This window comes from Pseudofrankia sp. DC12, from assembly GCF_000966285.1.
Lineage (GTDB): Bacteria > Actinomycetota > Actinomycetes > Frankiales > Frankiaceae > Pseudofrankia.
Map to the genome: position 1 here is coordinate 5309663 of NZ_KQ031391.1, position 22430 is coordinate 5332092.

At 72.9% G+C, this 22430-nt stretch carries 20 protein-coding genes and 2 pseudogenes; 10 read left to right on the top strand and 12 right to left on the bottom strand.

Features of this window, described 5'->3' with window-relative positions:
- Positions 1 to 101: 101 nt before the first annotated feature.
- Entirely contained in the window at positions 102 to 515 is a 414-nt protein-coding gene (locus FRADC12_RS21360) for a GNAT family N-acetyltransferase (protein ID WP_045877977.1), read from the top strand.
- Between the two features lie 706 nt (positions 516 to 1221).
- Positions 1222 to 1572 (top strand): annotated as a pseudogene (locus FRADC12_RS35090) (MmgE/PrpD family protein); the annotation flags it as partial.
- A gap of 569 nt (positions 1573 to 2141) precedes the next feature.
- Here the strand turns inward: FRADC12_RS35090 and FRADC12_RS21370 are convergent.
- Positions 2142 to 3047 carry a phosphatase PAP2 family protein gene (locus FRADC12_RS21370; RefSeq protein ID WP_045877978.1) on the bottom strand — a complete coding sequence of 302 codons (906 nt, stop codon included), beginning with the start codon at positions 3045 to 3047 and terminating at the stop codon, positions 2142 to 2144.
- A 379-nt stretch (positions 3048 to 3426) separates the two neighbouring features.
- Here FRADC12_RS21370 and FRADC12_RS21375 point away from each other — a divergent pair, with 379 nt between their 5' ends.
- Positions 3427 to 3900, top strand: coding sequence for a nuclear transport factor 2 family protein (locus tag FRADC12_RS21375; protein WP_045879980.1), 474 nt, complete (start codon positions 3427 to 3429; stop codon positions 3898 to 3900).
- A gap of 1 nt (position 3901) precedes the next feature.
- On the opposite strand, the pseudogene FRADC12_RS30295 reads toward FRADC12_RS21375, so the two are convergent.
- Both FRADC12_RS30295 and FRADC12_RS21380 read right to left on the bottom strand, forming a co-directional pair.
- A pseudogene (locus FRADC12_RS30295) lies at positions 3902 to 4303 on the bottom strand (LLM class flavin-dependent oxidoreductase); the annotation flags it as partial.
- Positions 4304 to 4340: 37 nt separating this feature from the next.
- Positions 4341 to 5198 carry a COG4705 family protein gene (locus FRADC12_RS21380; RefSeq protein WP_232303943.1) on the bottom strand — a complete coding sequence of 286 codons (858 nt, stop codon included), beginning with the start codon at positions 5196 to 5198 and terminating at the stop codon, positions 4341 to 4343.
- Between FRADC12_RS21380 and FRADC12_RS32465 the strand changes: the two genes are divergently transcribed.
- Both FRADC12_RS32465 and FRADC12_RS21385 read left to right on the top strand, forming a co-directional pair.
- Positions 5197 to 5451, top strand: a complete 255-nt coding sequence (locus FRADC12_RS32465; RefSeq protein ID WP_198153182.1) for a hypothetical protein — start codon at positions 5197 to 5199, stop codon at positions 5449 to 5451. The two genes, FRADC12_RS21380 and FRADC12_RS32465, sit on opposite strands and share 2 nt — an antisense overlap.
- A 13-nt stretch (positions 5452 to 5464) precedes the next feature.
- Entirely contained in the window at positions 5465 to 6379 is a 915-nt protein-coding gene (locus FRADC12_RS21385; RefSeq protein ID WP_045877979.1) for a COG4705 family protein, read from the top strand.
- 11 nt (positions 6380 to 6390) lie between these two features.
- Here the strand turns inward: FRADC12_RS21385 and FRADC12_RS21390 are convergent, their stop codons facing one another.
- Both FRADC12_RS21390 and FRADC12_RS21395 read right to left on the bottom strand, forming a co-directional pair.
- Positions 6391 to 7803 (bottom strand): sensor histidine kinase, encoded by a 1413-nt coding sequence (locus FRADC12_RS21390; protein WP_045877980.1) that lies wholly within the window; start codon positions 7801 to 7803, stop codon positions 6391 to 6393.
- The gene (locus tag FRADC12_RS21395) at positions 7803 to 8465 is read right to left on the bottom strand and encodes a response regulator transcription factor (protein ID WP_045879982.1); all 663 of its coding nucleotides are present in this window, start codon (positions 8463 to 8465) and stop codon (positions 7803 to 7805) included. The genes FRADC12_RS21390 and FRADC12_RS21395 overlap by 1 nt, the downstream gene beginning before the upstream one ends.
- Positions 8466 to 8886: 421 nt before the next feature.
- On the opposite strand from FRADC12_RS21395, the gene FRADC12_RS21400 reads away from it, so the two are divergent.
- The 4 genes from FRADC12_RS21400 (at position 8887) to FRADC12_RS34070 (ending at position 13615) form a co-directional block, all read left to right on the top strand.
- Positions 8887 to 9402, top strand: coding sequence for a DUF4232 domain-containing protein (locus tag FRADC12_RS21400; RefSeq protein ID WP_232303944.1), 516 nt, complete (start codon positions 8887 to 8889; stop codon positions 9400 to 9402).
- Positions 9403 to 9661: 259 nt separating this feature from the next.
- Complete coding sequence (locus FRADC12_RS21405) at positions 9662 to 10891, top strand: toxic anion resistance protein (RefSeq protein WP_045877981.1); 1230 nt, start codon at positions 9662 to 9664, stop codon at positions 10889 to 10891.
- Positions 10892 to 10959: 68 nt separating this feature from the next.
- Complete coding sequence (locus FRADC12_RS21410) at positions 10960 to 11472, top strand: hypothetical protein (RefSeq protein ID WP_045877982.1); 513 nt, start codon at positions 10960 to 10962, stop codon at positions 11470 to 11472.
- A gap of 154 nt (positions 11473 to 11626) precedes the next feature.
- Entirely contained in the window at positions 11627 to 13615 is a 1989-nt protein-coding gene (locus FRADC12_RS34070; RefSeq protein WP_045877983.1) for a TerD family protein, read from the top strand.
- Between the two features lie 124 nt (positions 13616 to 13739).
- Here FRADC12_RS34070 and FRADC12_RS21420 read toward each other — a convergent pair whose 3' ends face one another.
- The 6 genes from FRADC12_RS21420 to glnT form a co-directional block, all read right to left on the bottom strand.
- Positions 13740 to 14405, bottom strand: a complete 666-nt coding sequence (locus FRADC12_RS21420; RefSeq protein ID WP_045877984.1) for a helix-turn-helix domain-containing protein — start codon at positions 14403 to 14405, stop codon at positions 13740 to 13742.
- Between the two features lie 114 nt (positions 14406 to 14519).
- Positions 14520 to 15707, bottom strand: a complete 1188-nt coding sequence (locus FRADC12_RS21425; RefSeq protein ID WP_045877985.1) for an NAD(P)/FAD-dependent oxidoreductase — start codon at positions 15705 to 15707, stop codon at positions 14520 to 14522.
- Positions 15704 to 17161, bottom strand: coding sequence for an FMN-binding glutamate synthase family protein (locus FRADC12_RS21430; protein WP_232303945.1), 1458 nt, complete (start codon positions 17159 to 17161; stop codon positions 15704 to 15706). The genes FRADC12_RS21425 and FRADC12_RS21430 overlap by 4 nt, the downstream gene beginning before the upstream one ends.
- 9 nt (positions 17162 to 17170) lie before the next feature.
- A complete protein-coding gene (locus FRADC12_RS21435) occupies positions 17171 to 17770 on the bottom strand; it encodes a GltB/FmdC/FwdC-like GXGXG domain-containing protein (protein WP_232303946.1) in 600 nt (199 codons plus the stop codon).
- A gap of 284 nt (positions 17771 to 18054) precedes the next feature.
- Positions 18055 to 18975: a class II glutamine amidotransferase domain-containing protein gene (locus FRADC12_RS21440; RefSeq protein WP_045877986.1), complete on the bottom strand. Its 921-nt coding sequence runs from the start codon at positions 18973 to 18975 to the stop codon at positions 18055 to 18057.
- A gap of 58 nt (positions 18976 to 19033) precedes the next feature.
- Positions 19034 to 20398, bottom strand: a complete 1365-nt coding sequence (gene glnT / locus FRADC12_RS21445) for a type III glutamate--ammonia ligase (RefSeq protein ID WP_045877987.1) — start codon at positions 20396 to 20398, stop codon at positions 19034 to 19036.
- 220 nt (positions 20399 to 20618) lie between these two features.
- On the opposite strand from glnT, the gene FRADC12_RS21450 reads away from it, so the two are divergent.
- Positions 20619 to 21227 carry a Maf family protein gene (locus FRADC12_RS21450; RefSeq protein WP_045877988.1) on the top strand — a complete coding sequence of 203 codons (609 nt, stop codon included), beginning with the start codon at positions 20619 to 20621 and terminating at the stop codon, positions 21225 to 21227.
- A gap of 15 nt (positions 21228 to 21242) precedes the next feature.
- Here the strand turns inward: FRADC12_RS21450 and nudC are convergent, their stop codons facing one another.
- Positions 21243 to 22271: an NAD(+) diphosphatase gene (gene nudC, locus FRADC12_RS21455; RefSeq protein WP_084011090.1), complete on the bottom strand. Its 1029-nt coding sequence runs from the start codon at positions 22269 to 22271 to the stop codon at positions 21243 to 21245.
- Between the last annotated feature and the right edge of the window lie 159 nt (positions 22272 to 22430).

The following is a 22430-nucleotide window of genomic DNA, read 5'->3' on the forward strand; positions in this document are numbered from 1 at the left end:
TCTACGTGGCGAATCGCCGTCGTCGTTGGCGAGCGGATAGCGAGCGCCGCGATAGTTGGCGAGCGAGCGTCAACATGGGTGCTGCGTGGCAGGCTGCTTACATGGCGCCCGGTAGACCGTCCCAGGCTGACGGAGCAGTGCTGGTCGTGCGTCCTGGCCTGACGTACGCCGAGCTCAACGGGCTGTTCGGCGCGTCGTGGCCGGGCCGCGGACCTGCGTCGTTCGCGCCAGTGCTGTCTCGCAGTCTTACGTGGATCGCGGCGCGTCGAGGAGAGCGGCTGGTAGGTTTCGTCAACGTCGTCGGTGACGGCGGCGTGCACGCTTTCATCCTGGACACCACCGTGCACCCGGACGTCCGCCGCCAGGGACTCGGGATACGCCTGGTGCTAGCTGCCGCGGACGAGGCGAGGGCTCGCGGCGCCGAGTGGCTGCACGTCGACTACGAACCACATCTGAAACCCTTCTACCAGCGATGCGGGTTCCGCCAGACTGCTGCGGGCCTCCTGCAGCTGTGAGGCCGATTGTGAGCTTGGCCCCTGAAGACGGACACCTCGTGCATGCGGTTCGAGCGGTTCGATCGGCGATTCGTGGACCGAGGTCGGTGGATATAATGGAACCTAGATCTCACTTCGGCCCCCATCCGTCTGGGTGCGCCCGGCAGTGCGCGGCGTCGCCGCTTGGTGGCGAGGCCGGGGGCGTCGACCGCTGTCGTTAGTAACGGTGTGTTACATCATCGGCTGGGTCGGATTCAGTGTTTCGTTCGTTGTCATGTTGGATCGGGTTGTTCGTTTGTGCAGGTCGTGCGCGCCAGTGGGTGTTGCCGAGGTAGCCGCCGCGGCGGATCTTGGTGTGTGTGGCGGGGATGGCGATGGTTGGGCCGGTGACGCTCGGTAGGTTCGCATTGATGGCGGTCGGGTGCACAAACCCTTGTCTTGCAGGGCAGCTGGCGCAAAGTCGATCAAGGTCGGGCAGCCCGCGGGTTAGCGTAGGCCACAGGGTTCAAGGCGCATGCCCCCCTGTGGGACGTTACTAACAAGGTGTGTTCTGCTGCCCGTAGACCCCCGCGGCTGGCCGTCACCGTCCGTGACATCGTCCGGGACGTGTAGGTGGGCGATGACGCTATCGATGATCCGTACCGCCACGAGAGGAATAGTCAAGACCTGTTGATCGGCGTGTCACGTGACTTGCTGATCACCATCCTCTGATTCGTCGGGTCGTTCGATGAGCTTGCCGTTCTTGAATACCGAGCCCGGCTACGACGAGGCGCTGCGTAACTCGGTGTTCTTCGAGCGTGGTCTGCTCGCGACGTCCATCTGCGGCGCGGTCGGCGCCGCGGTGGCCGTGGCGATGCTGCAGGGGCAGGACGAGGCGGGGGTCGCCTCCGCCGCCGGCATCGCGGCCAGCATGGGCGCCGGCCTGCTGGCGGCCAACCGCACCGGCGGGACCGCCAAGTGGGTCCACCGCGGCTGGGCCGCGCACTGCGGCGTGGCGGCGGCCGACCTGGCCCGGGACCGGCTCACCGGCCGGCCGACCGTGCTGGAGGGCCGCTTCGGGTTCCTGCAGGCGTTCTGCGGCGACCGGCGCCCACCCGGACGCCGTCGGCCGCGGCCTGGGCACGGACTGGGAGCTGCCGCGCGTGGTCTTCAAGCCGTACCCGTGCAACCACGTCACCCACGCGAGCGTGGACGCCGCCCTGCGGCTGCGGGGGGGGCCAGGGGCTCGCCCCCCGCCGACGTCACAGCGATCGAGCTGGGCGTCGCCAAGCCCGTCCTGCGCACGATCGCCGAGCCACCCGAGGAGCTGGCGAGGAAGTTCCACGACAACGCCGTGAGGTCCCTCCCGGAGGGGCGCGCGGCCGGGCTCGCGGCCCGGCCGCTCGCCCTTCCTGACGCTCAGAGCGTCGAGGATCTCACCGCGCTGCTGACCTCGGCGGGGGAGTCAGATGACGATCTTGACCCTTGTCGGCGGCCGTCGCCGACCGCGAGCAACGGCGCGGCCATGCCACGGCGCTTACAGCCGCGGCGCAGATCGAGCCACGACTCGGTCGATACGCGGTGCCCGTCGCCAAGCGCGATGAGTGGGAGCAGCCCACGTGCTTCTGGCGGCGCGCAAGGCGGCCCCCGAGAACGGGCCCTTCGTCGTCAGCCGTTGATCGCCCATTCGTCCGCGGCGGTGCGTGACCCCGCAACGCCACTCGGCTGATCGTGGCGGGCGGGCCGCCGGGACTGGGCGGGCAGCAGCCCGGCCGGCCAGAGGCGGCGCCGCGAGGCCGCGATGGCCCAGCTGCCCAGCTCGGCCAGCGCCAGCAGGACGACCGCGACGATCCCGTCGGCCCAGTAGTGGTTGGCCGTGACGACGACGACGAAGGTCGTCAGGACCGGGTGGACGGCGATGAGCCAGCGCCAGCGGCTGGGGCTGGCCCGGATCACCTCGACGGCGATGAGGAACGCCCAGGCGACGTGTACCGACGGCATGGCCGACAGCTGCGCGGCCACGCCGCCGCCGAACTCCCCGTACACCGACTGGCCGAGCTGCACCGCCTCGTCGACGAAGCCGACCGAGGTGAGCATCCGCGGCGGAGCCACCGGCAGGAACACCTGGATGAGCAGACACGAGCCGGTCAGCAGCACGATCGAGTTGCGCGCCGACGGGTAGCTCTGCCGGTGCCGGATGAACAGCCAGCACAGAAAGGCGATCATGGCCGGGAAGTGCACGGTGCTGTAGAAGGTGTTGGCCAGGTGGAGCGCTCCCTCGTGCCGGAGCATGAACCGCTCCAGGGTGAGCTCGCTGGGCAGGTGAGCCCGCTGCTCCGCGTGCCAGATCCACTCCCCGTTGCGGATCCCGCCGGCGACCCGGGTGATCGCGAGAATGCGCACGACCTGCCACAGCCCGAACAGCGCGAGGATGATCCCCGACTCCCGGGCGGCTGCCGAGACGATCTCCACCGCCCGGTGCGGCCAGTAGCTGTTGGCGATCGAGCCGATCAGCGCCCCCGCCAGCAGGACGGCCGCCACGATGACGGCCGCCTGCCAGGTCAAGATCAGCATTCGACTCCCGTCGCCGTCGACCACCGGTCACCGAGCCAGCCGCGGTGCGCGTGCTCGCAGACCCGTCGTCGGCCGCGGAAGGTCGGACAGGCGACGGTTCCCCTGTTCGTCACCGTACGTTCGTTTTGGGCGACGCGTCACCGGTCGCCGCCGCCGGCGGCCCTAACCGGGCTGGCGCGCTCGCGGCCTCGTCCGGAGGTCCTGCGCTCCTGGCGGACCGGCGACCGCGAACCGTCCGCCTTCAGTCGCCGGACGCTCACGGCACGGCCTCGCTTCACCGCGTTCCGTGAAGATGCGGGCCGCCGGGCTGTCTATCGTGGTCGTCGTCATCCCGGCCGGGCGGTGCCACCTGCCGCGCAGGAGTTACCGAGGAGAGGCGATGCCCGACTCACCCCGCCCGCCGCTGCCGCCGTTCACCGAGGAGAGCGCCCGGGAGAAGGTGCGCCGGGCCGAGGACGCCTGGAACAGCCGCGATCCCGGCGCGGTCGCCCTGGGCTACTCGCAGGACAGCCGGTGGCGGAACCGCGCCGAGTTCGTCACCGGCCGCGCGGAGATCGTCGAGTTCCTGGCCCGCAAGTGGACCAGGGAGCTGGACTACCGCCTCATCAAGGAGCTGTGGGCGTTCGGCGCGAACAGGATCGCGGTCCGGTTCGCCTACGAGTGCCACGACGACTCGGGTCAGTGGTACCGCTCGTACGGCAACGAGAACTGGGAGTTCAACGCCGACGGCCTGATGGTCCGCCGGCACGCCAGCATCAACGATCTGCCGATCGCGGAGTCCGACCGGCTCTGCCACTGGCCGATCGGCCGCCGGCCGGACGACCACCCTGGGCTGAGCGATCTGGGCCTTTGAGGCCCTCGAAGGCGAGTGGCGTGCCCTGCTCCCAGCTCGACCACGCCGCCCGCATCGCGAGCACGAACTCCCGCATCTGCGCCGCGGGCCGGCTCCAGGGCATCGAGAACCGCCGGGTGATGTGGGCCTTCACCTGCGAGCCGAGGCCGAGTGAGAACCGCCCGCCCGAGAAGCGCTGCAGGTCGTTGGCCGTGTAGGCGAGCGCCACGGGGGAACGGGCCAGCGCCACCGCGATCGACGTGCCCAGCCCCAGCCGGGACGTCGCCGGGGTCGCGACTGCCAGTAGCAGGAACGGGTCCGAGCTGACCTCGCCGGTCCACACCCCGTCGTAGCCCGCGGCCTTCGCCGCGATCGCCTGGCTCGCCGCCGTCTCCAGGCCGCCGAGTGTGCCGTTTACCCGCACCCGCCACCTCCCGCGCTCCCTGCGTGTCCGCGACCGTTCACCAGTCTGTCGGTTCCGCCTCGACGGTGCGCCGGTTGCCGTAGGGCTCGCCATAGGGGACGTCTCGGTAGGTCTCGCCGTACTGGCCGGGCACCGGTCGTGCGGGTGCCGTTCGTCTGGGCGCGGTCCGTGCGGGCGCGACCGGCGCCGCGGCGTCGCGGGCCTGGACGTCGGCCCCGGTCCATGCCAGGTAGGCGACGAGGGCGGCGATCAGGACCGCGGCGATGACGGTGACCGTCCCGTCGCCGTAGCCCAGGCCGTGCAGCTTCTTGTCCTTGCCGAGCCAGTCGGCGATCGACGCCCCCAACGGGCGGGTGAGCACGTAGGCGAACCAGAACGCGACGACCTCGTTCATCCAACGCATCCGGTAGGCGACGAGCGGCACCAGGATCAGAACCGCGTAGAGGACGATGGACGCCCCGAAGCCCAGGTTCAGCGTGAACGCGGTGAGGTCACCCGCGGCCGTGCCGAGGGCGAACGTCGCCAGCACGGTCAGCCAGTAGAAGACCTCACGCCGGCGGCTGTTGATGCTGTGGATCGACAGTGTGCCCTCGGACCGGTTCCACAGATAGAAGATCACGGCCAGGGCTATCGCATAGCCGGTGGTCACCACCGGGTACGGCAGGCCGATCAGCTTGTGGAAGCCGTCGGCCGCCATCGTGCCGAACACGGCCACCATCGCGACCGCGAACCAGTAGACGGCGGTGACATACCTGCGGGTGCGCAGCTGCAGCACCATGCCGACGGCGAACCCGAGCAGCCCGAGCGCGGCGGCCACCGGGACGCTCTTGTTGGCGAGAAAGTCGGATGCGGCCTCACCCATTCCCGTCGTGAGGACCTTCACGATCCAGAACATGACGGTGATCTCGGGCACCTTCACCGCGATCTGCCGTGCCGCGTGCCGCCTCCCGCCTCGGGATGACGAAGTCATTACGTTCCCTTCGGTTTCTGCGCCGATGCCGGCCGCGCGGTCGCGGCGCACCATGCAGGTCTTCGGTCTTGTCAGTGAAATGCCGCGCGAACATATACATATCAGCGTGCCGGAGCCGGTCCGGGCCCAGGCCCGGCGCCAGCCGACGCTGGTCAGGTTGTTTTCAGGTCGGCGGTGAAAGCGTCTCCAGCGTGAACCTGACAAACTCGGCTGGAAGCCGGCGGCGCGCGGGCCGGACGATGTTCAACAAGGTCCCGGAGATAACCGTCTACTTCTGGATAATCAAGGTCCTCTGTACGACGGTCGGGGAAAGCGCGGCCGACTACATCAACAGCACGCTGGGTTTCGGCCTCGGTAGGACGACGCTGCTGATGGCGGTGCTGCTCGTCATCGCCCTGGTCGCCCAGTTCCGGCTCGACCGGTATGTCCCGGGCGTCTACTGGACGGCGGTGGTGCTGATCAGCGTCGTCGGCACACTGGTGACCGACAACCTCACCGACGGCGCGCACGTGAGCCTGATCGTCAGCACGATCGCCTTCTCCGCGCTGCTGGCGCTGACCTTCGTGTCCTGGTACCGGTCCGAGGGCACACTGTCGATCCACAGCATCGTGACCAGCCGGCGTGAGGCGTACTACTGGCTCGTCGTGCTGTTCACTTTCGCCCTCGGCACGGCATCGGGCGACCTGCTGGTCGACCGGCTGAGCTTCACCCCGCTGACCGCGGTCATCACCTTCGCCGCCGCGATCGCGGTCGTGTTCGTGGCGCACCAGTTCTTCGGCCTCGGGCCGATGGTGTCGTTCTGGATCGCCTACGTGCTGACCCGCCCGCTCGGTGGCTCGACCGGGGACTACCTCAGCGGCGCCCCCGACGAGGGTGGCTCGGGCCTCGGCACGCTGGGCACGAGCCTGCTGTTCCTGGCCGCGATCATCCTCACGGTGGTCTACCTGACCGTCACAGGGAGAGACCGCACGGAGGTCCAGGCGGGCAGGGCGGACGGTGCCGCCGTCGCTGACCCGGCGGTCATCCCGACGGCCCGGGACTACGCCGCGGCGTCGGAGGACGGCGCCTGGGCGGACGAGGCGGCTGGCCGGTTCGGCCAGCGCTAGACGGCGGCCGGTCATCCGGTCGCTCCCACCTCGCGGCCGCTGGCGCCCTGCCCTCCCAGGGTGCTGGCGGCGGCGAGCGGCGGTCTGGTGGTGCCGAGCCCGGCGTCGTCCCAGCCGGCGTCCGGGAGCGCGGGCAACGTGAGGACCACGTGGCCGCGTGCCTCGGGAACCACCCGGACGTCGCCGCCCGCGAGGCGAGCAAGCCTGCGGGCCAACGGGAGGCCGAGCCCGGCGCCGTCGCCGGTCGAGGCGGCCCCCCGGTAGCCCGGCTCGAATACCGCCTCCGCCTCACCGGCGGCGAACCCCGGCCCGTCGTCGAGGACGGCGAGCCGGACCGCCGCCCGGCCGCCGGCGGTCACGCCGGGCCGGTCCAGGCGCAGGGCGACCGACCCGCGGGCGTAGCGCAGCGCGTTGGCCACGATCGGCGCCAGCATCCGTTCCGCCAGTTCCGGGTCGCAGAGGGCCACGCCGGCGGTCCCGTTGACGGTCACCGGCGTCCCGGACGGCGCGGCCCGCGCGACCCGGTGGGCGACGGCGACGAGATCGACCTCGCCGGTGGTCGCCGAGCCGCCGTGTGCCTTCAGCAGGGTCTCGACGACGCCGGTGAGCTGGTCGACCTCGTCGACGACCTGGCCCAGCGTGGCGCGCAGCGGCTCGCTGCGCGTGTCGTAGCGGGCGGAGGTCTCCGCGACGGCACGCAGCCGGGTCAGCGGTGCCTTCAGCTCATGGGCGATCTGCGAGGTGACCAGCGCCTCGTGGCGAAGGCTCGCCGCGAGCCTGGTGAGCAGCCCGTCCAGGGTCGCCGCGAGGCCGGTGATCTCGTCGCGCGGTGGGCCGAGGCCGAACCGCTGGTCCGGGACGTGCGCGCCCCACGCGCGGGCACACGCCGTCATCGCCGCCACCGGGCGCAGTGCCGAGCCGACCAGCCGGCGGGCGAGCAGCGCCGCGCCGGCCAACACCAGGACGTCGAGCAGCGCCGCCGCGCCGAGGGCCAGCCGCTCGCTGTGCGTGTACGGAGCAAGGCTCAAGGCGACCACGACCATGCCGACATGGCGAGTCCCGTCCTGGACCGTCATGGCACGCAGCTCCACCTGGCCGACGACCCGAGTGCCCGGACCGCCGGAGGCCAACGCCCGGGTGGCCTGGTCGAGCGAGCGATCGCCGGGCGGGCGGGCGACCAGCGTCAGCCCGGGGTCGTACAGCCAGAGCGCCGGCTCCACCGCCTCGTCGCCCGGGGTCTCCTCGAGTACCAGCCGACCGGCGTCGACGGCGACCAGCGCCGTGGCGGCCCGCGCCCGCGAGGCGAGCAGAACGCCGGCGTCGTGACGCAGCCAGCCGTGCAGCAGCAGCCAGAACGCGACCGTGAACAGGGCGAGTGAGGCCGCCAGCACCGTGACGGTGAGCAGCACCAGCCGGCGCCGCATCAGTCGAGCCGGTAGCCGACGCCGCGGGCGGTGGCGATCGACGACGTCGCTCCGATGACGCGCAGGGTGCGCCGCAGCCTCGTGACGTAGCTGTCCAGGGTGTTCTCCCGGACCACCGCGCCAGGCGGCCACGCGCTGGAGATCAGGCTCGCCCGCCGGACCACCTCGCCCTGCCGGCTGACCAGCGCGGCGAGCAGGCGGTACTCGGTCGGCGAAAGCGGGGCCGCCGCGGCCGGCCCGGCGACGATGTGGCGGACCGGGTCGAGCAGCAGCTCCCGGGCCGCGGGGACGGGGGAGCGGCGCACGAGCACGTCGAGGCGCGCGAGCAGCTCGTCGATCGCGAACGGCTTCGTCAGGTAGTCGTCGGCGCCGGCGCCGAAGCCGAGCATCTTGTCGGCTGTCGAGCCCTTGGCGGACAGCAGCAGCGCCGGCGCGGCGACGCCACGGCCGCGCAGCGCGCCCAGCAGGTCGCGACCGTCGGTGTCGGGCAGCGTGATGTCCAGAAGCAACGCGTCCGGTCGCGCGGCGCCCTCCGCCCGGCGCAGCGCCTCGTCTCCGCTACCGGCGGACCAGGCGACGGCGAACCCCTCGAGCCGCAGCACCCGGACGATCGTCGCGCACAGGACGTGGTCGTCGTCGACGACGGCGACGGTCCCGCGCATCACGCGCTCCCGCACGCGGCCCGCTCGCGGCGTGGGTGGCCGGCTGGTTGTCCATCTTCAGTGGCCGGCGGCGACAAGGCCCTGTCACGCACCACGATCGTCTCCGCCCGTCGTCCCGCCTGGACTACTACAAACTACTACGTCAGTCGGGCGAACGATTGTCGGGGTGACCTGGTGTCGAGGTTCCGTCCGGTCGGCCGCGGTGGGTGCGGCTTCGGCGGCAAGTCTCGCGGTCACTGTCTGTGTTCGGCTGCCGCTTTCCGGGGAAGGACGCTTCCCGTGAGACTGAGTCGGAGCGTCACCGTCGGTTGACGGACCGTCGCCATTCAGTCGCGCGGGAAGTCGTGGCGACCGTCGTGACCGTCGCGACGGCGCGCCTGTGGGCGCGAAGGGAGAGGCCATGCGATGGATCAGTCAGTCTGTGGTGGCCGCAGCCCTGTCGGCTGGCGTCGTGTGCGCCGCCGCTACCGGAGCCGCCGCGGGCCGGCCGCCGGCCCAGCGCCCGGTCCCCGAGCACCGAGGGTTTCCCTGCGCGGCGCTGAGCCCGTCGGTCACCGAGACCGAAGGCGCCGCCGGCAGCACCTACTGGACGATCACCTACACCAACGTCGGTGGGCGGACCTGCTTCGTGAGCGGCTATCCGGGTGTGGCGTTCGTGGACGGGCGCGGTCGCCAGCTCGGTGCCACGGCCGCCCGCACCGGTGGCCCGCCCAAGGTCGTGACGCTCCGGCCCGGCGGGAAGGCGAGGATCACGCTGCGCGAGGTCCACGCGGGCCTGCAGGTCGGCTGTGACACCGCGAAGACGTACCGACCCGCGGCTGGCCTGCGGATCACCGCTCCGCGCGGCGGCTTCCCGCGCTATCTGTCGGCCAAGGGCACGAACGCCTGCCTGAACCGTTCGGTCCAGCAGCTCACCGTCGGCCCGATCATGGGCTGACCCGACGGGGCAGGTGGCTCCGGGACGTCTGACGGTGTCCCGGAGCCGCCCGGCCCCGCCCGCCGAGCCGGCAGACGATCACCGATCGAGCCCGGCCACCCGCCGCTTCCAGCCTGTCCGCTGGACGACCGACGCGCGCAGGGCCTTCTGCTAGATATGTCGGCGTAGGGTCGTGGACAGTGGAAAACCCCGCGTGAGCAGTGGTGAAGACGAGCACTGCCGAGAGCGATGGACGGCGGGGTGCGGCGGGAGGGCTGAGATGTCGGATGCGTTGAACCTCGGTGGGCCACTGACGCCGCCGACCGTCACCACGACCAAGCCCGGCGTGAACCCGGTTCAGCTGACGCCGCCGGCACCGGTGGCCGTGATTCCGGACGACCAGGTCGACAGCCTGGTCCCGATCGACGAGTCGACGCGGGCCCAGCTGCGCCAGCGGGCCGCTGCCTTCGCGGACGAGCTCGCGAGCCAGGATCCGCGCAGCCCCGCCTTCCAGGAGAAGGTCAACGACATCGCCCGGATGGGGGAGCGGGAGATCGTCGCGTCGGCCCGGGTGTCGAACCGGATGCTCGACCGGCCGGCGGCGGCGATGAAGGCCAGCCGCGGCCGTGGCGGGCCGGTCGGCGACGCGCAGACCCGGGTGGCCGGCACGCTCGTCGAGCTGCGGCAGACGGTGACCGACCTGGACCCGGGCCGCGCCGACCTCAAGGGCGCTCGCAAGCTGCTCGGCATGGTGCCGATGGGCAACAAGATCGCCGCCTACTTCCAGCGTTACCAGTCGGCCCAGAAGCAGCTCGACGCGATCATCACCGCGCTCGGCTCGGGCCAGGACGAGCTGCGCCAGGACAACGCTGCCATCGAGCAGGAGAAGGCGAACCTGTGGACGGCGATGGGCAAGCTCACCGAGTACGCGACCCTGGCCAAGGCGCTGGACGGCGCGGTCTCGACGAAGGTCGAGCAGCTGCGGTACACCGACCCGAAGGCCGCCGAGTCGCTCAGCTCCGACGCGCTGTTCCCCATCCGCCAGCGCCAGCAGGACCTGCTCACCCAGCTGGCCGTCAGCGTGCAGGGCTACCTGGCCCTCGACCTGGTCCGCAAGAACAACATCGAGCTGATCAAGGGCGTCGACCGGGCGCAGACGACCACCGTCGCCGCGCTGCGCACCGCGGTGATCGTCGCGCAGGCGCTGGCGAACCAGAAGCTGGTGCTCGACCAGATCAACGCGCTGAACGCCACGACGAACGACATGATCGTGCGAACCAGCGAGCTGCTGCGCACCCAGTCGGCCGAGATCCAGGAGCAGGCCGCCTCCAGCACGGTCAGCGTGGAGGCGCTGCAGACCGCGTTCGACAACATCTTCGCGACGATGGACGCGATCGACACCTACCGCGCGAAGGCGGTCGACAGCATGGCGACGACGGTCGCGGCGCTGGAGACCCAGGTGGGGCGGTCGAGGTCGTACCTGGAACGGGCCCGGGCGAACGAGCGCTGAGCGCGGGCGAGGACTGACCACGGCCGGCACGGCGCCCCGCTCGGCCTGAGGGACGGACAGGAGGAGCGGTGTTCCGGCGACGGCGAGACGAGGCGGAACCCGGCAGCGGCGCCCGCGTCACCCCAGGCGAGGAGGACCCGCGGTCGCAGGCCGCCGGGCGGGCTCGCGAGCTGGGGGCCGAGCTCGCCGGGATCGTCGCCCAGGCGGACCGGGACGGCGCCCGGCTGCCACCCGGCGCGGTGCCGGTGGTGCGCGACATCGACGACGTGCTGCGCCCGCTGCTGCGCTACATCGAGGCCCGGTCCGCCCAGGCCGAGGAGCTGCGCAACCTCACCGCGATCATCAACGACTACCTGCCCCGCGCCCTCGGTGACTACCTGGCGCTGCCGGCGCGGTACGCCGAACGGCCGGGCGTCACCGGCAGCTCGCCCGCCGACGACCTGATCCGCCAGCTGGTGCTGCTCGACGAAGGCGTGAACGAGCTGCAGGATCTCGTGTACACCGGAGATGCCGCGAAGCTCGCGATCCAGGCGCGCTTCCTGGACGCCAAGTTCCGCCGCTCCGACCTCGACCTCGACTGACCGGGCGACCTGCCTTGACCACTGAAGACCTGGACCGTCGACGTCCGCGCCCCGTCGTCCGCGCGAGGACGACGGCGTGGCTGCCCGATCCCGCGGGCGGGGCGCGGGCCGGCGCCCGCGACCGGGCCGGCGCCCCCGACCGGGCCGGCGCCCGATGAGCGTGACCCTGCCGAAGGGCGGCAACCTGCGGCTGACCGACGCCGCCCCGGGCATCGAACAGGTCCGCGTCGAGCTCGGCTGGCGCGACCAGCCCGGCGGCGCGGCCGCCCTGGAGGTGGACGGCGTCATCGTCGTCGACCAGTCCGGCACGGACGGCGGCTCGCCTGGGGTGCTGCTCGCCCACCAGACGCCGAACCCGGCGGAGGGCGTGGCCACCAGGGCGACCGCCGGCCATGCCGACGTCGTCGACGTGGAGACGCTCGTCGTCACCCTGGCCGCGATCCCGCCAGCAGTCGCCCGCCTGCGGCTCGGCGCGGCCATCTTCGACGCCGCCGCCCGGCGGCAGACGTTCCGGCTGGTGGGCGGCCCCTACATCCGGGTGCTGAACCAAGCCGACGGCGTCGAGATCGCCCGGCACGACGTCACCCCGGAGACCGGCCGGGAGACCGCGATGGTCTTCGGCGAGCTCTACCGTCACGCCGGGACCTGGAAGTTCCGCGCCGTCGGGCAGGGCTACACCAACGGTCTGCCGGGCCTGGCCGAGAACGGGCACGAGGTCGCCGCCGCCCGTCCGGCCGACGTCGCGGCATTCGTGACCCGGTCGTCGCCGACCCGGTCCCGGCGCAAGGTCGCAGACCATCTGCACCCGCCGCCGCACGCCGCGCCGGCTGCTGTTCCGGCGCGGCCCGGGCCGGCGGGGCAGACGGCGGGCGGTCACCAGCCCCGGCCGGCCGTGACCGCGCGGTCAGGCGAGCGAGGCCCGGTGTTCTCCCGCCCACCGGTGACGCCGCGCCCGCCGGCCGCGCCGCCCCGGCCCGTCCCGCCCGCGCCGGCCAGGCCGGCGCCACCGCCCGCGCCGACCTCTCGGCCAGCCGCGCCTGCGCCGGCGAGGCCGGCGCCACCGCCCGCGCCGACCGCTCAGCCTGGGCCGCCCGCGGCGGGCCGGCCGGCGGCCGGGTCACCGCTCGACCTGGACGAGGCCAGCCCGCTGCCCGCCGGGCCCTCCTCGCCGGGAGGTCGTTCCGCGCTCGACCTGGGTGGCAGCGCGCAGGCGCCACCACCGGCCGTCGGTCGGCCCGCTGGGGGCCGCTCGTCACTCGACCTCGACGATGAGACCGCTGGCGGGTCGCCCGCGGCTGGGCAGGCGCCTTCCCCGGGCAGCGGCGCGTCGCTGGATCTTGGCAGCGGCTCCTACGCCGCAGGGCCGGGCGCGGGTCAGGCGCCCGGGCACTCGGCGCTCGACCTCGGTGGCCGGCCGGCAGCTGGTGGCCAGCCGGGAGGCGGTGGCCAGCCGGGAGCGGCCGGCTCGGGCCGATCGGCGGGCGACGGGCCGCGCGCCGTGGTCTTCGGTGAGCGTTCGGCCCGTTACCGGCAGCGGCTCGAACATGTCACCGTGCTCGATGAGGGCCACCCCGCGACCGCCTGGACCGCCGAGAAACGCGGCTCGGGCTCGCTTACCGTCACGCTGCGCTGGACCGCGCTGACCACCAGGACCGGGCTGCCGCGCCCGAGCGACCTTCAGCTCGGCTGCCTGTGGCAGTCGCTCGACGGCAGCTCCGGCGTTCTGCAGACCCTCGGCGGCGCCACCAGCGCGCCCGGCTCCGGCGTGTCCGGCCGCCAGGTCCTGGCCCTCACCCCGCGCGACGAGCACGAGGGCCAGACGACGTTCGTCGACCTGCACGCGCTGGCCACGTTCAAGCGGTTCTTCGCCTTCGCCTACGGGCTGCACGGAGCGCCGGAATGGGACCTGCTGCGGCCGGTCCTCACCGTCGGCGCGCGCACCGGCGAGAACCTCGAGATTCGCCTCGGTGCGGCGCCGGCCGGGTCGCGGACCTGCGTCGTCGCGTCCTTCCACGTCGCCCAGGACGACCTGGTCATCCGGCGAGAGGATGAGTTCCTGGCTGGGCCGCAGGCGGAGGCCGCACTGCGCTACGGCTGGTCGCTCGACTGGAACCCCGACGGAATGAGCCTCCGCGACCGGTGACGCAGCCCACGCCGCGGCAGCGGGCCCGGCCTGGACCGTCGCAGCGGGCGCGCGGTCCGCACGCCGGGCGAGGCGAACCCCGACCACGGCACATGACTGGGCTGGGGCTGCTTGGCGCAGGCTCCTACTCAGCCGCCTCCGAGGCGCCGTAGGCGACGACGGAGAGGAAGCGGATTGGTAGGGAGATCAGCTCCTGCGGGCCGTGGACGCCCTCGCCGTCGAGCTGGAGGGCGTCCCCAGGGCGAAGCGTGTAGCTGGAGCCACCGTGGCTGTAGACCATCTCGCCGTCGAGCATGTAGAGCAGCTCGGTGCCGGCGTGCTGGAACAGGGGGAAGGTCTCGCTGCGCTCGGTGAGGGTGACCAGGTGGGCCTCCATCCGCTTGTGCGGGCCGCGCAGGCCGCCGAGCAACGTGTAGTCGTGGCCGATCCGGGTGCCGCGGGCGACGATCCTGCCGCCCGCGCCGGCCGGGGTGAAGACGGCCTCACGCTGGTCGTCGGCGCCGCGGAACAGCGCGGTGACCGGCACGTCGAGGGCGTCGGCCAGCCGGGCGAGCGTGGTCAGGCTGCAGCTGGTGTTCGCGTTCTCGATCTTGGAGAGCATGGGCTTGGAGATGCCGCTGCGGGTGGCGAACTCGGCGAGCGTGAGCCCGGCGGCCTGGCGCAGCCGGCGCACCTGGGCCGCGATGAGCCGTTCGAGCCGGCCCTCCTGGGACGGGGCGGCGTCGACCTCCCGGGCCGCCGGGCCCGCCGCCGGCTGCGCGGCCAGATCCGCTGGCTCGTCGTCACGCACGCTGGCCGTCCATGATCGAAGGATAGGTGCCCACGGCCAGTCGAGGCCGGTCGTCAGCCTGGGCGGGCCCCCGGGCAGATCCGGGACGCCGTGGGGCAGGTGCGAGCGGGTGGGTCAGCGCATCTCACCCGCGCCGACGTAGGGGTGCGGACTGCGCAACAGGTCGTTCTCGGCGAAGCGGGTGAACCGGAAGTCGGACTCGGGAATCCGCGGGTCGTGGCTGCGGCCGTCGACGACCAGGTCCGCGACCAGCCGCCCGACCGCGGGAGAGATCTTGAACCCGTGGCCGCTGAAGCCAGCCGCGATGACCAGCCCGTCGAAAGGGCCCATCGAGATCACCGGGTTGAAGTCGGGGGTGACGTCGTAGCAGCCGGCGTAGCTGCTGGCGACGCCCGCGCCCGCCAGGCCCGGGAACCGGTGGGTCATCTTGGCGGCGGCCCGTTCCAGGCACGCCTCGGTCGCCTGGTTGGAGTACGTGTCCGGGTCCGCGGGAGACGGCTCGGACAGGTCGCTGTTGCCGAACAGGATCTCCCCGGAGGCCTCCGGCCGGACGTACTGGAGGGACACCAGGTCGGAGAAGACGGGCACGCTGCCGAGGCCGGCGCCCGGGTCGACCAGGACGATCTCCTCCCGGTGGACCGTGATCGGCAGGTCGATCCCTTGCGCCGCCAGGAGCGGGACGGACCAGGGCCCGGCCGAGAGCACGACGGCGCCGGCCCCGATCGCCGAGCCGTCCGCCAGCCGCACGCCGGTCGCCCGGCCGTCGGCGACGAGGATCTCCGTCACCGGGCAGTCCTGCCGCACGGTCACCCCGGCCCGCCGCGCCGCCGCCGCGTAGGCCTGCGCGGTGGAATACGCGTCGCCGTACCCACCGCGCCGCTCCCAGGCGAACGCGGCGAAGTCGTCGAGCCGGGCCGCCGGCCACAGCCGGGCGACCTCGCTCGCGTCGATCTCCTCGGTGTCGACGCCGACCGCGCGCTGCGCGGCGAGGCTGGCCCGCAGCGCGCTGACATTGGTCTCGCCGACACCGACGACGTAGCCGGTCTGGTGGAAGCCGATCTCGGTGCCGAGCAGCTCGGCGGCGTTCTCGAACAGCTCCAGGCTGTCCGCCGCCATCGCGGCCAGCGACGAGACCCCGTAGTGGCAGCGCACGATCCCGCTGGACTTCCCCGTGCCGCCGGAGCCGACCGTGGCGCGCTCGCACACGACGACGTCGGTGACGCCCTGGCGGGTCAGGTTCCAGGCCGCCGACGTGCCCTCCAGCCCACCGCCGACGATGACGACGTCCGCCGTCAAGGTCACCGGCCCTGCCCGGGAATCCAGTCGGTGCCGGCGAGCGGGACCCGGGCCATCGCGGCGGCCTCGATGGTGAGGGCGACGAGGTCCTCGGGCTCCAGGTTGCGCAGGTGCGACTTGCCGCAGGCCCGCGCGATGGCCTGGGCCTCCATCGTCAGGACCCGCAGGTAGTTGGCGATCCGCCGCCCGCCGTCGACCGGGTCGAGGCGGCTGGCGAGCTCCGGGTCCTGGGTGGTGATGCCGGCCGGGTCGCGGCCGTCCTGGTAGTCGTCGTAGAACCCGGCCGCCGAGCCGAGCGCCGCGTACTCGTCGGCGTGACGCGGATCGTTGTCGCCGAGCGCGATCAGTGCCGCGGTGCCGATCGCCACCGCGTCCGCGCCGAGCGCCATCGCCTTGGCGACGTCGGCCCCGGTCCGGATCCCGCCGGAGACGACGAGCTGGACCTTGCGGTGCAGGCCCAGCTCCTGGAGGGCCTGGACGGCCTGCGGGATCGCGGCCAGCGTCGGGAGTCCGACGTGCTCGATGAAGACGTCCTGGGTCGCGGCGGTCCCGCCCTGCATGCCGTCGACGACGACCACGTCGGCGCCGGCCGCGACCGCGAGCTTCACGTCGTAGTAGGTGCGTGATCCGCCGATCTTGATGTAGATCGGCTTCTCCCAGTCGGTGATCTCGCGCAGTTCGAGGATCTTGATGGTGAGGTCGTCGGGCCCGGTCCAGTCGGGGTGGCGGCTGGCCGAGCGCTGGTCGATCCCGGGCGGCAGGGTCCGCATCCCGGCGACCCGGTCGGAGATCTTCTGGCCGAGCAGCATGCCGCCGCCGCCCGGCTTCGCGCCCTGGCCGAGCACGACCTCGATCGCGTCGGCCCGGCGCAGGTCGGCCGGGTTCATGCCGTACCGGGACGGCAGGTACTGGTAGACGAGGTGCTTGGACTGGCCACGTTCCTCGGGCGTCATCCCGCCGTCGCCGGTGGTGGTGGAGGTGCCGATCTCGGACGCGCCCCGGCCCAGGGCCTCCTTGGCCTGCGCGGACAGCGCGCCGAAGCTCATCCCGGCGATCGTCACCGGGATCGCCAGCCGCAAGGGGTACCGGGCGTTGCGGTCGCCGAGGATGACGTCGGTGCCGCACCTCTCGCGGTAGCCCTCCAGCGGATAGCGGGACATCGACGAGCCGAGGAAGAGCAGGTCGTCGAAATGGGGGAGCCGGCGCTTGGCGCCCCCGCCCCGGATGTCGTAGACCCCGGTCGCCGCGGCGCGCTGGATGCCGGCGATCGTGGCCCGGTCGAAGGTGTAGGACTCCCGCAGGCCGAGCGAGGCCGGGTCCGGCCCGCGACCGCCCGTAGCCCGCCTGGGCCCGTACGTGGCCTCTGGCGACGCCGGCCCGTCTGTGGCCTCAAGCGACTCGGGCCCGCTTGTGGCCTCAGGTGACTCGGGCCCGTTCGTGGCCTCAGGTGACGCTGCCATGGAACGCTCCTAGTAGGCGGCCGAGTTGCCCGCGGCGAAGTGGTAGAGCCCACGGGCGGAGCCGAAGCGGCGGAACCGTTCGGGCGCGAGCTCACCGGCCGGCTCGATGCCGGCGGCCAGGAGCAGCGCGGCCAGCTCCGCCACGTGCTCGGCGCGCAGCTCCTTCTCGACGCAGTCCGCCCCGAGGGAGCCGACCTTGCCGCGCACGTAGATCCGCGCCTCGTAGATCGAGTCGCCGAGGCCGTCGCCCGCGTCGCCGCAGACGACGAGTCGCCCGGCCTGCGCCATGAACGCGCTCATCGGGCCGATGTCGCCGCCGACGACGATGTCGACACCCTTCATCGAGATCCCGCAGCGCATCGAGGCGGAGCCCTCGATCACCAGCAGGCCGCCGTGCCCGGTCGCGCCGGCCGACTGCGACGCGTCGCCGCGGACCCGCACGACGCCGGACATCATGTTCTCGGCGACGCCGGTGCCGACGTTGCCGTGCACGGTGATCGTCGCGCCGTCGTTCATGCCGGCGCAGTAGTAGCCGGCATGGCCTCGCACGTCGATCGCCAACGGCGCGTGCACCCCGGCGGCGATCGCGTGCGCCCCCTGCGGACGCAAGACCTCATAGCACCGCGCCGTCGGAGCGTGCAGCTCGCTGTTCAGCTCCCGCAGCGGGCTCGTGGCGAGATCGAACGTGACGGTCCCGGTGTCGCCGACGACCGGACCGCTCGGTGTCTCTGCTTCGCTCCGTCGACCGCGAGCTACGGCCTCGTCCTCGTCCCTCGGACAAGACCTCCGCTCGCGATCTCCTCCGCTCGGTGTCTCTGCTTCGCTCCGTCGACCGCGAGCTACGGCCTCGTCCTCGTCCCTCGGACAAGACCTCCGCTCGCGATCTCCTCCGCTCAGCGGCGCCATGCGTAGACCCTTTCGGGCTCGGGCTCGTAGATCCGGGCGGTGTCGATGCCGGGGAGGTCGGCCAGGGCTCGGAACTCCGACGCCATCGCGACCCAGGCGCCGGTCTCGGCGATGATCGCGGGCTTGCAGGCGATGGCGTCGCGCACGACCGCGAAGCCGTCGTCGCTGGTGACGAGCAGGGTGTAGAAACCGTCGAACCGGTCGCAGAGCAGGCGCAGCGCCTTGTCCAGATCGTCGCCGTCGGCGAGCCGGGCCGCGACGAACCTGGCGCCGACCTCGGAGTCGTTCTCCGAGTCGAACTGGACGCCCTCGGCGATCAGCTCCCGGCGGATCGTCGCGTGGTTGGCGAAGGAGCCGTTGTGCACGAGGCACTGGTCCGGGCCGACCGAGAACGGGTGGCAGCCTTCCGGCACCACGGCGGACTCGGTGGCCATCCGGGTGTGCGCGAGGCCCTGCCAGCCCTGGGCGTTCGCCAGGTCGTAGGTGGCGGCGAGCTTCCTGGGGCTCCCGATGCCCTTGTAGACGGTGAGGTCCCGGCCCACCCCGACGATGAGGGCCGCGGGGGCGGACCGGCGGACCGCGTCTTCGAGCACGTCGTGGGCGACGGGAGCGGCGAGGACGGTGGTTGCCCCGGCCGCCGTCACGAGGATCTCCGGGGTGCCTGGCAACGCGGCTCGCACGGCGGCTTCGAGGCCCGCCCGGGCCGGATCGGAGGGCTGGCCGCCGCCCGGCAGCAGCACCGACACGGCGGTGTGGCCCGCCGGGCAGCGGCGGCGGTCACCGTAGACGGCGACGCCGGCCGAGTCGGGGCCACGCTCGGCGACCTGGCCCAGCATGGTCTCCAGCAGGCGGCCGAGCTGGGGATACAGCTCCGGGTCGCGCAGATGAAGCCCGACGATCCCGCACACGGGCCCGCTCTCCCTTCGATGGTCAGCGTTCCGCCGGTCTCGGCGGTCAGCGGGGGGTTCAGAAGGCGGTCAGGTAGCGGTCGTGCTCCCAGGCGCCGACGTGAGAGTGCCACTCGAAGAACTCGGCCCGCTTGAGGGCCGCGAAGTAGTCGGCGACGCCGGGCCCGGCGGCGTCCAGCCCGGCGGTGACGACCGGGTCGGCGCCCAGCGCCTCCACCGCGTGCAGCAGGGTCGGCGGCAGGTCCGGCCGGGCCGGGCCGCCGTCGCCGGGCAGGCCCGGGTCCAGCGCCCGCTCGACACCGTCGAGCCCGGCGGCGAGCACCGCGGCCAGCGCGAGGTAGGGGTTCGCGGAGCCGTCGCCGCCGCGCAGCTCGATGCGGTCGCGGTCCGGGATCCGCACGTAGTGGGTGCGGTCGTTGCCGCCGTAGGTGGCTCGGCGCGGCGACCAGGTCGCGCCCGAGCGGGTCGACGTGGCGCCGGTGCGCTTGTAGGAGTTGACCGTCGGCGCGAGCACCGCCTGCAGGGCCGGCGCGTGCTCCAGGATGCCGGCGAGGAAGCGGTGGGCCACGTCGGACAGGCCGAACGGCGCGGCGGGGTCGCCGGCCGGGAACAGCGGTGTGCCCGCGTGCCACAGCGACAGGTGCAGGTGCATCCCGGAGCCGGTCCGGTCGGCGAACGGCTTGGGCATGTACGTCGCCGTCATGGCGCGCCGCTCGGCCAGCACCGAGATCAGGTATCGGGCTGTGATGACGCGGTCGGCGGTGGTCAGCGCGTCGGCATAGGCGAAGTTCTGCTCGAACTGGCCGTTGGCGTCCTCGTGGTCGTTGGCGTAGTTCGACCAGCCGAGCGTGTTCATCGCCGTCGACACCTCGGTGAGGTGGTCGTACATCCGGGTCAGGCCCCGCGCGTCGTAACAGGGGCGGGCCGCGACGTCGAGCGGGTCGGCCAGCCGCAGCACGCCGTCCGCGCCCCGGTCGACGAGGAAGTACTCGATCTCCGCGCCCGCGAACAGCTCCAGGCGCCGTTCGTGGGCGGCGGCGAGCAGCGACTTGAGGATCACCCGCGGCGCGTAGTGCCAGGGCCGCCCCTCGACGTGCGGGTCGCAGTGCACCAGGGCGAGGCCCTCCCTGACCCAGGGCAGCGGGGCGTAACTGGCCGGGTCCGGGATGGCCATCAGGTCGGGGTCGGACGGCTGCTGGCCGATCGCCCCCACCGCGTAGCCGGCGAACCCGACGCCGTCCGTGACCAGCGCGTCGACCGCCTCGATCGGTACGAGCTTGGCGCACGGCTTGCCGACGAGGTCGACGAACATCGCGAGGATGAACCGGATCCCGTCCGCGCGGGCACGCTCGGCGAGATCGGTCCTGGCGGGCGTGGCCGCGCCGCTGGGGTCGGTGAGGGGGGCGCTTCCGTCGATCGTCACGTCAGGCTCCAGCGGCTCCGGACCGAGGGCGGATCCACGCCTCGCCAGCGGGGCGCGTCCTAGCGAGAAACAAGGTATCTGTGGAGGAAACCCCACGGGTTACGCGAGAATGACGATTCGCGACCTGTCTAGACCGGGACGCCGGCGCGCTGGCGCGGCCCGCCGCCGGCCGCCCCAGGTCCCCGGAAGGACGCCAGGTCCCCGGAAGGAGAGGAGCCCGATGCCCGCCACACGGATCGTGCTCGCGTCGGGCTCGCCGCGCCGCCGCGAGCTACTCGCGGCCATGGGGATCCCGTTCGAGGTGCTGACCAGCGATGTCGACGAGACGGTCGCCGCCTACGACGGCCCGGCGGACTTCGCGCTCCAGCTCGCGCGGCGCAAGGCCCACGCGGTGGCCGGCCGGGTGGCCGACGCGCTCGTGATCGGCGGGGACACCGTGGTCGAGCTCGACGGGACGATCTTCGGCAAGCCCGCCGACGAGGCCGCGGCGCTCGCGACGCTCGGCCGGCTGTCCGGGCGGGCCCATCACGTCGTGACCGGGCTCGCCGTCCTCGACACCGCGACGGGCCTGCTTCGGCAGGAGGCGGCGACGTCCACGGTCCGGATGCGCGTGCTCGCCGACGACGAGATCAGGGCCTACGTCGCGTCCGGCGAGCCGTTCGACAAGGCCGGCGCCTACACCGTCCAGGGGCTCGGCGGCCGGCTGGTCGCCGCCGTCGACGGGGACCTGGACAACGTCATCGGCCTGCCGACCAGGACGCTGCGCCGGCTGCTCGCCGGCTTCGGCGTCGAGGTCTCCGCGCCCCAGACCCCCGCGACCCAGGCCTGACCGGGGCCGGTCCGGTCAGCCGGCCGCGACCCAGGACTCGATCATCGTGCGGGCGATCGACATGCGGCCGGGCAGCAGCAGCTGGCCGTCGTCGGCGGGCACGCCCCAGTCGCCACGCTTCAGGGCCTCCAGCAGATCGCCCCGGTGCAGCCACCTCGCCTCGGCGATCTCGTCGCCGTCCAGCCGGATCGGCTGCGCCGGGTCCGCCACGGCCTGGAAGCCGACCATGAGCGAGCGGGGGAACGGCCAAGCCTGGCTGCCCAGATAGCCGACGTCGCGGACGTCGACCCCGACCTCCTCTGCGATCTCCCGGGCGACGCAGGCCTCCAGCGACTCGCCTGCCTCGACGAAGCCGGCGAGCACCGACATCCGGCCGGCTGGCCACGTGGTCTGGCGGGCGAGCAGCACCTGGTCGGCCCCGTCGTGGACCAGGCAGATGATCGCCGGGTCCGTGCGGGGGAACTCCTCGTGGTTCTCGGCGGCACATTCGCGGGCCCAGCCTGCCTTCGTCGGCCGGGTCGGCGAGCCGTCCCTGGCGCAGAACCGGGCCCGGTCGTGCCAGGTCAGCAGCGCGATCGCCGTCGTCAGCAGGGCGGCGTCCAGCGGTGCCAGCTCCCCGCCGACCGTGAACAGGCTCAGCCAGCGCGCGTCTCCCGCGAGCTCGGCCGGCTCGACGCGCAGCGCCCAGTAGAGGACACCGTCGGCCTCGCCGAGCAGCACGGCGTCAGGCGGCGGCGTGTCGCCGAGCTCGGTCGCCGGGCGGGTCACCAGCCGGGCCCGGCCCTCGACCGCGTCGCCCAGCTCGCCGGGACGCCGGACCGCCGGCGGGGCCGGCAGCTCGACCGGGGTCCGCCCCGTGGCGTCGAGCACGACGACCCGGGCCTGGGCCCAGCCGGTCTGCTGGCGCGCGGCGTCCAGGCGCAGGAACTCGTCGCGGATGACGGTCGCGCTCGCCAGTGGCGGCGGCTCGACCAGCTCGAAGGCCCGCGTGGGGTCGCCCACTCGCTCCGCCGGGTCGCTCGTCTGCTCAGTCGCCGCGGTCACCTGGGAATCGTCCCTCTCGGTGGGGACGGATGGCTACTGCGAGTCGAGGATGTGACGCAGGATGGCGATCAGCACCGGGAGCTTCGCCGCCGCGGACGTCTCGTAGGTGTCCAGCGCGGGGAAGCAGCGGATCGCCGGTCACATCGGCCGCGCAGGACT

Bases quoted from the DNA above. Each gene is read 5' to 3' on its own strand.
- FRADC12_RS21360 (WP_045877977.1), top strand. From the start codon at position 102: ATGGCGCCCGGTAGACCGTCCCAGGCTGACGGAGCAGTGCTGGTCGTG.
- FRADC12_RS21375 (WP_045879980.1), top strand. From the start codon at position 3,427: ATGCCCGACTCACCCCGCCCGCCGCTGCCGCCGTTCACCGAGGAGAGC.
- FRADC12_RS21395 (WP_045879982.1), bottom strand. From the start codon at position 8,465: ATGCGCGGGACCGTCGCCGTCGTCGACGACGACCACGTCCTGTGCGCG.
- FRADC12_RS21370 (WP_045877978.1), bottom strand. From the start codon at position 3,047: ATGCTGATCTTGACCTGGCAGGCGGCCGTCATCGTGGCGGCCGTCCTG.
- FRADC12_RS34070 (WP_045877983.1), top strand. From the start codon at position 11,627: ATGAGCGTGACCCTGCCGAAGGGCGGCAACCTGCGGCTGACCGACGCC.
- FRADC12_RS21430 (WP_232303945.1), bottom strand. From the start codon at position 17,161: ATGGCAGCGTCACCTGAGGCCACGAACGGGCCCGAGTCACCTGAGGCC.
- FRADC12_RS32465 (WP_198153182.1), top strand. From the start codon at position 5,197: ATGACGGTGATCTCGGGCACCTTCACCGCGATCTGCCGTGCCGCGTGC.
- FRADC12_RS21405 (WP_045877981.1), top strand. From the start codon at position 9,662: ATGTCGGATGCGTTGAACCTCGGTGGGCCACTGACGCCGCCGACCGTC.
- FRADC12_RS21390 (WP_045877980.1), bottom strand. From the start codon at position 7,803: ATGCGGCGCCGGCTGGTGCTGCTCACCGTCACGGTGCTGGCGGCCTCA.
- FRADC12_RS21450 (WP_045877988.1), top strand. From the start codon at position 20,619: ATGCCCGCCACACGGATCGTGCTCGCGTCGGGCTCGCCGCGCCGCCGC.
- FRADC12_RS21380 (WP_232303943.1), bottom strand. From the start codon at position 5,198: ATGTTCTGGATCGTGAAGGTCCTCACGACGGGAATGGGTGAGGCCGCA.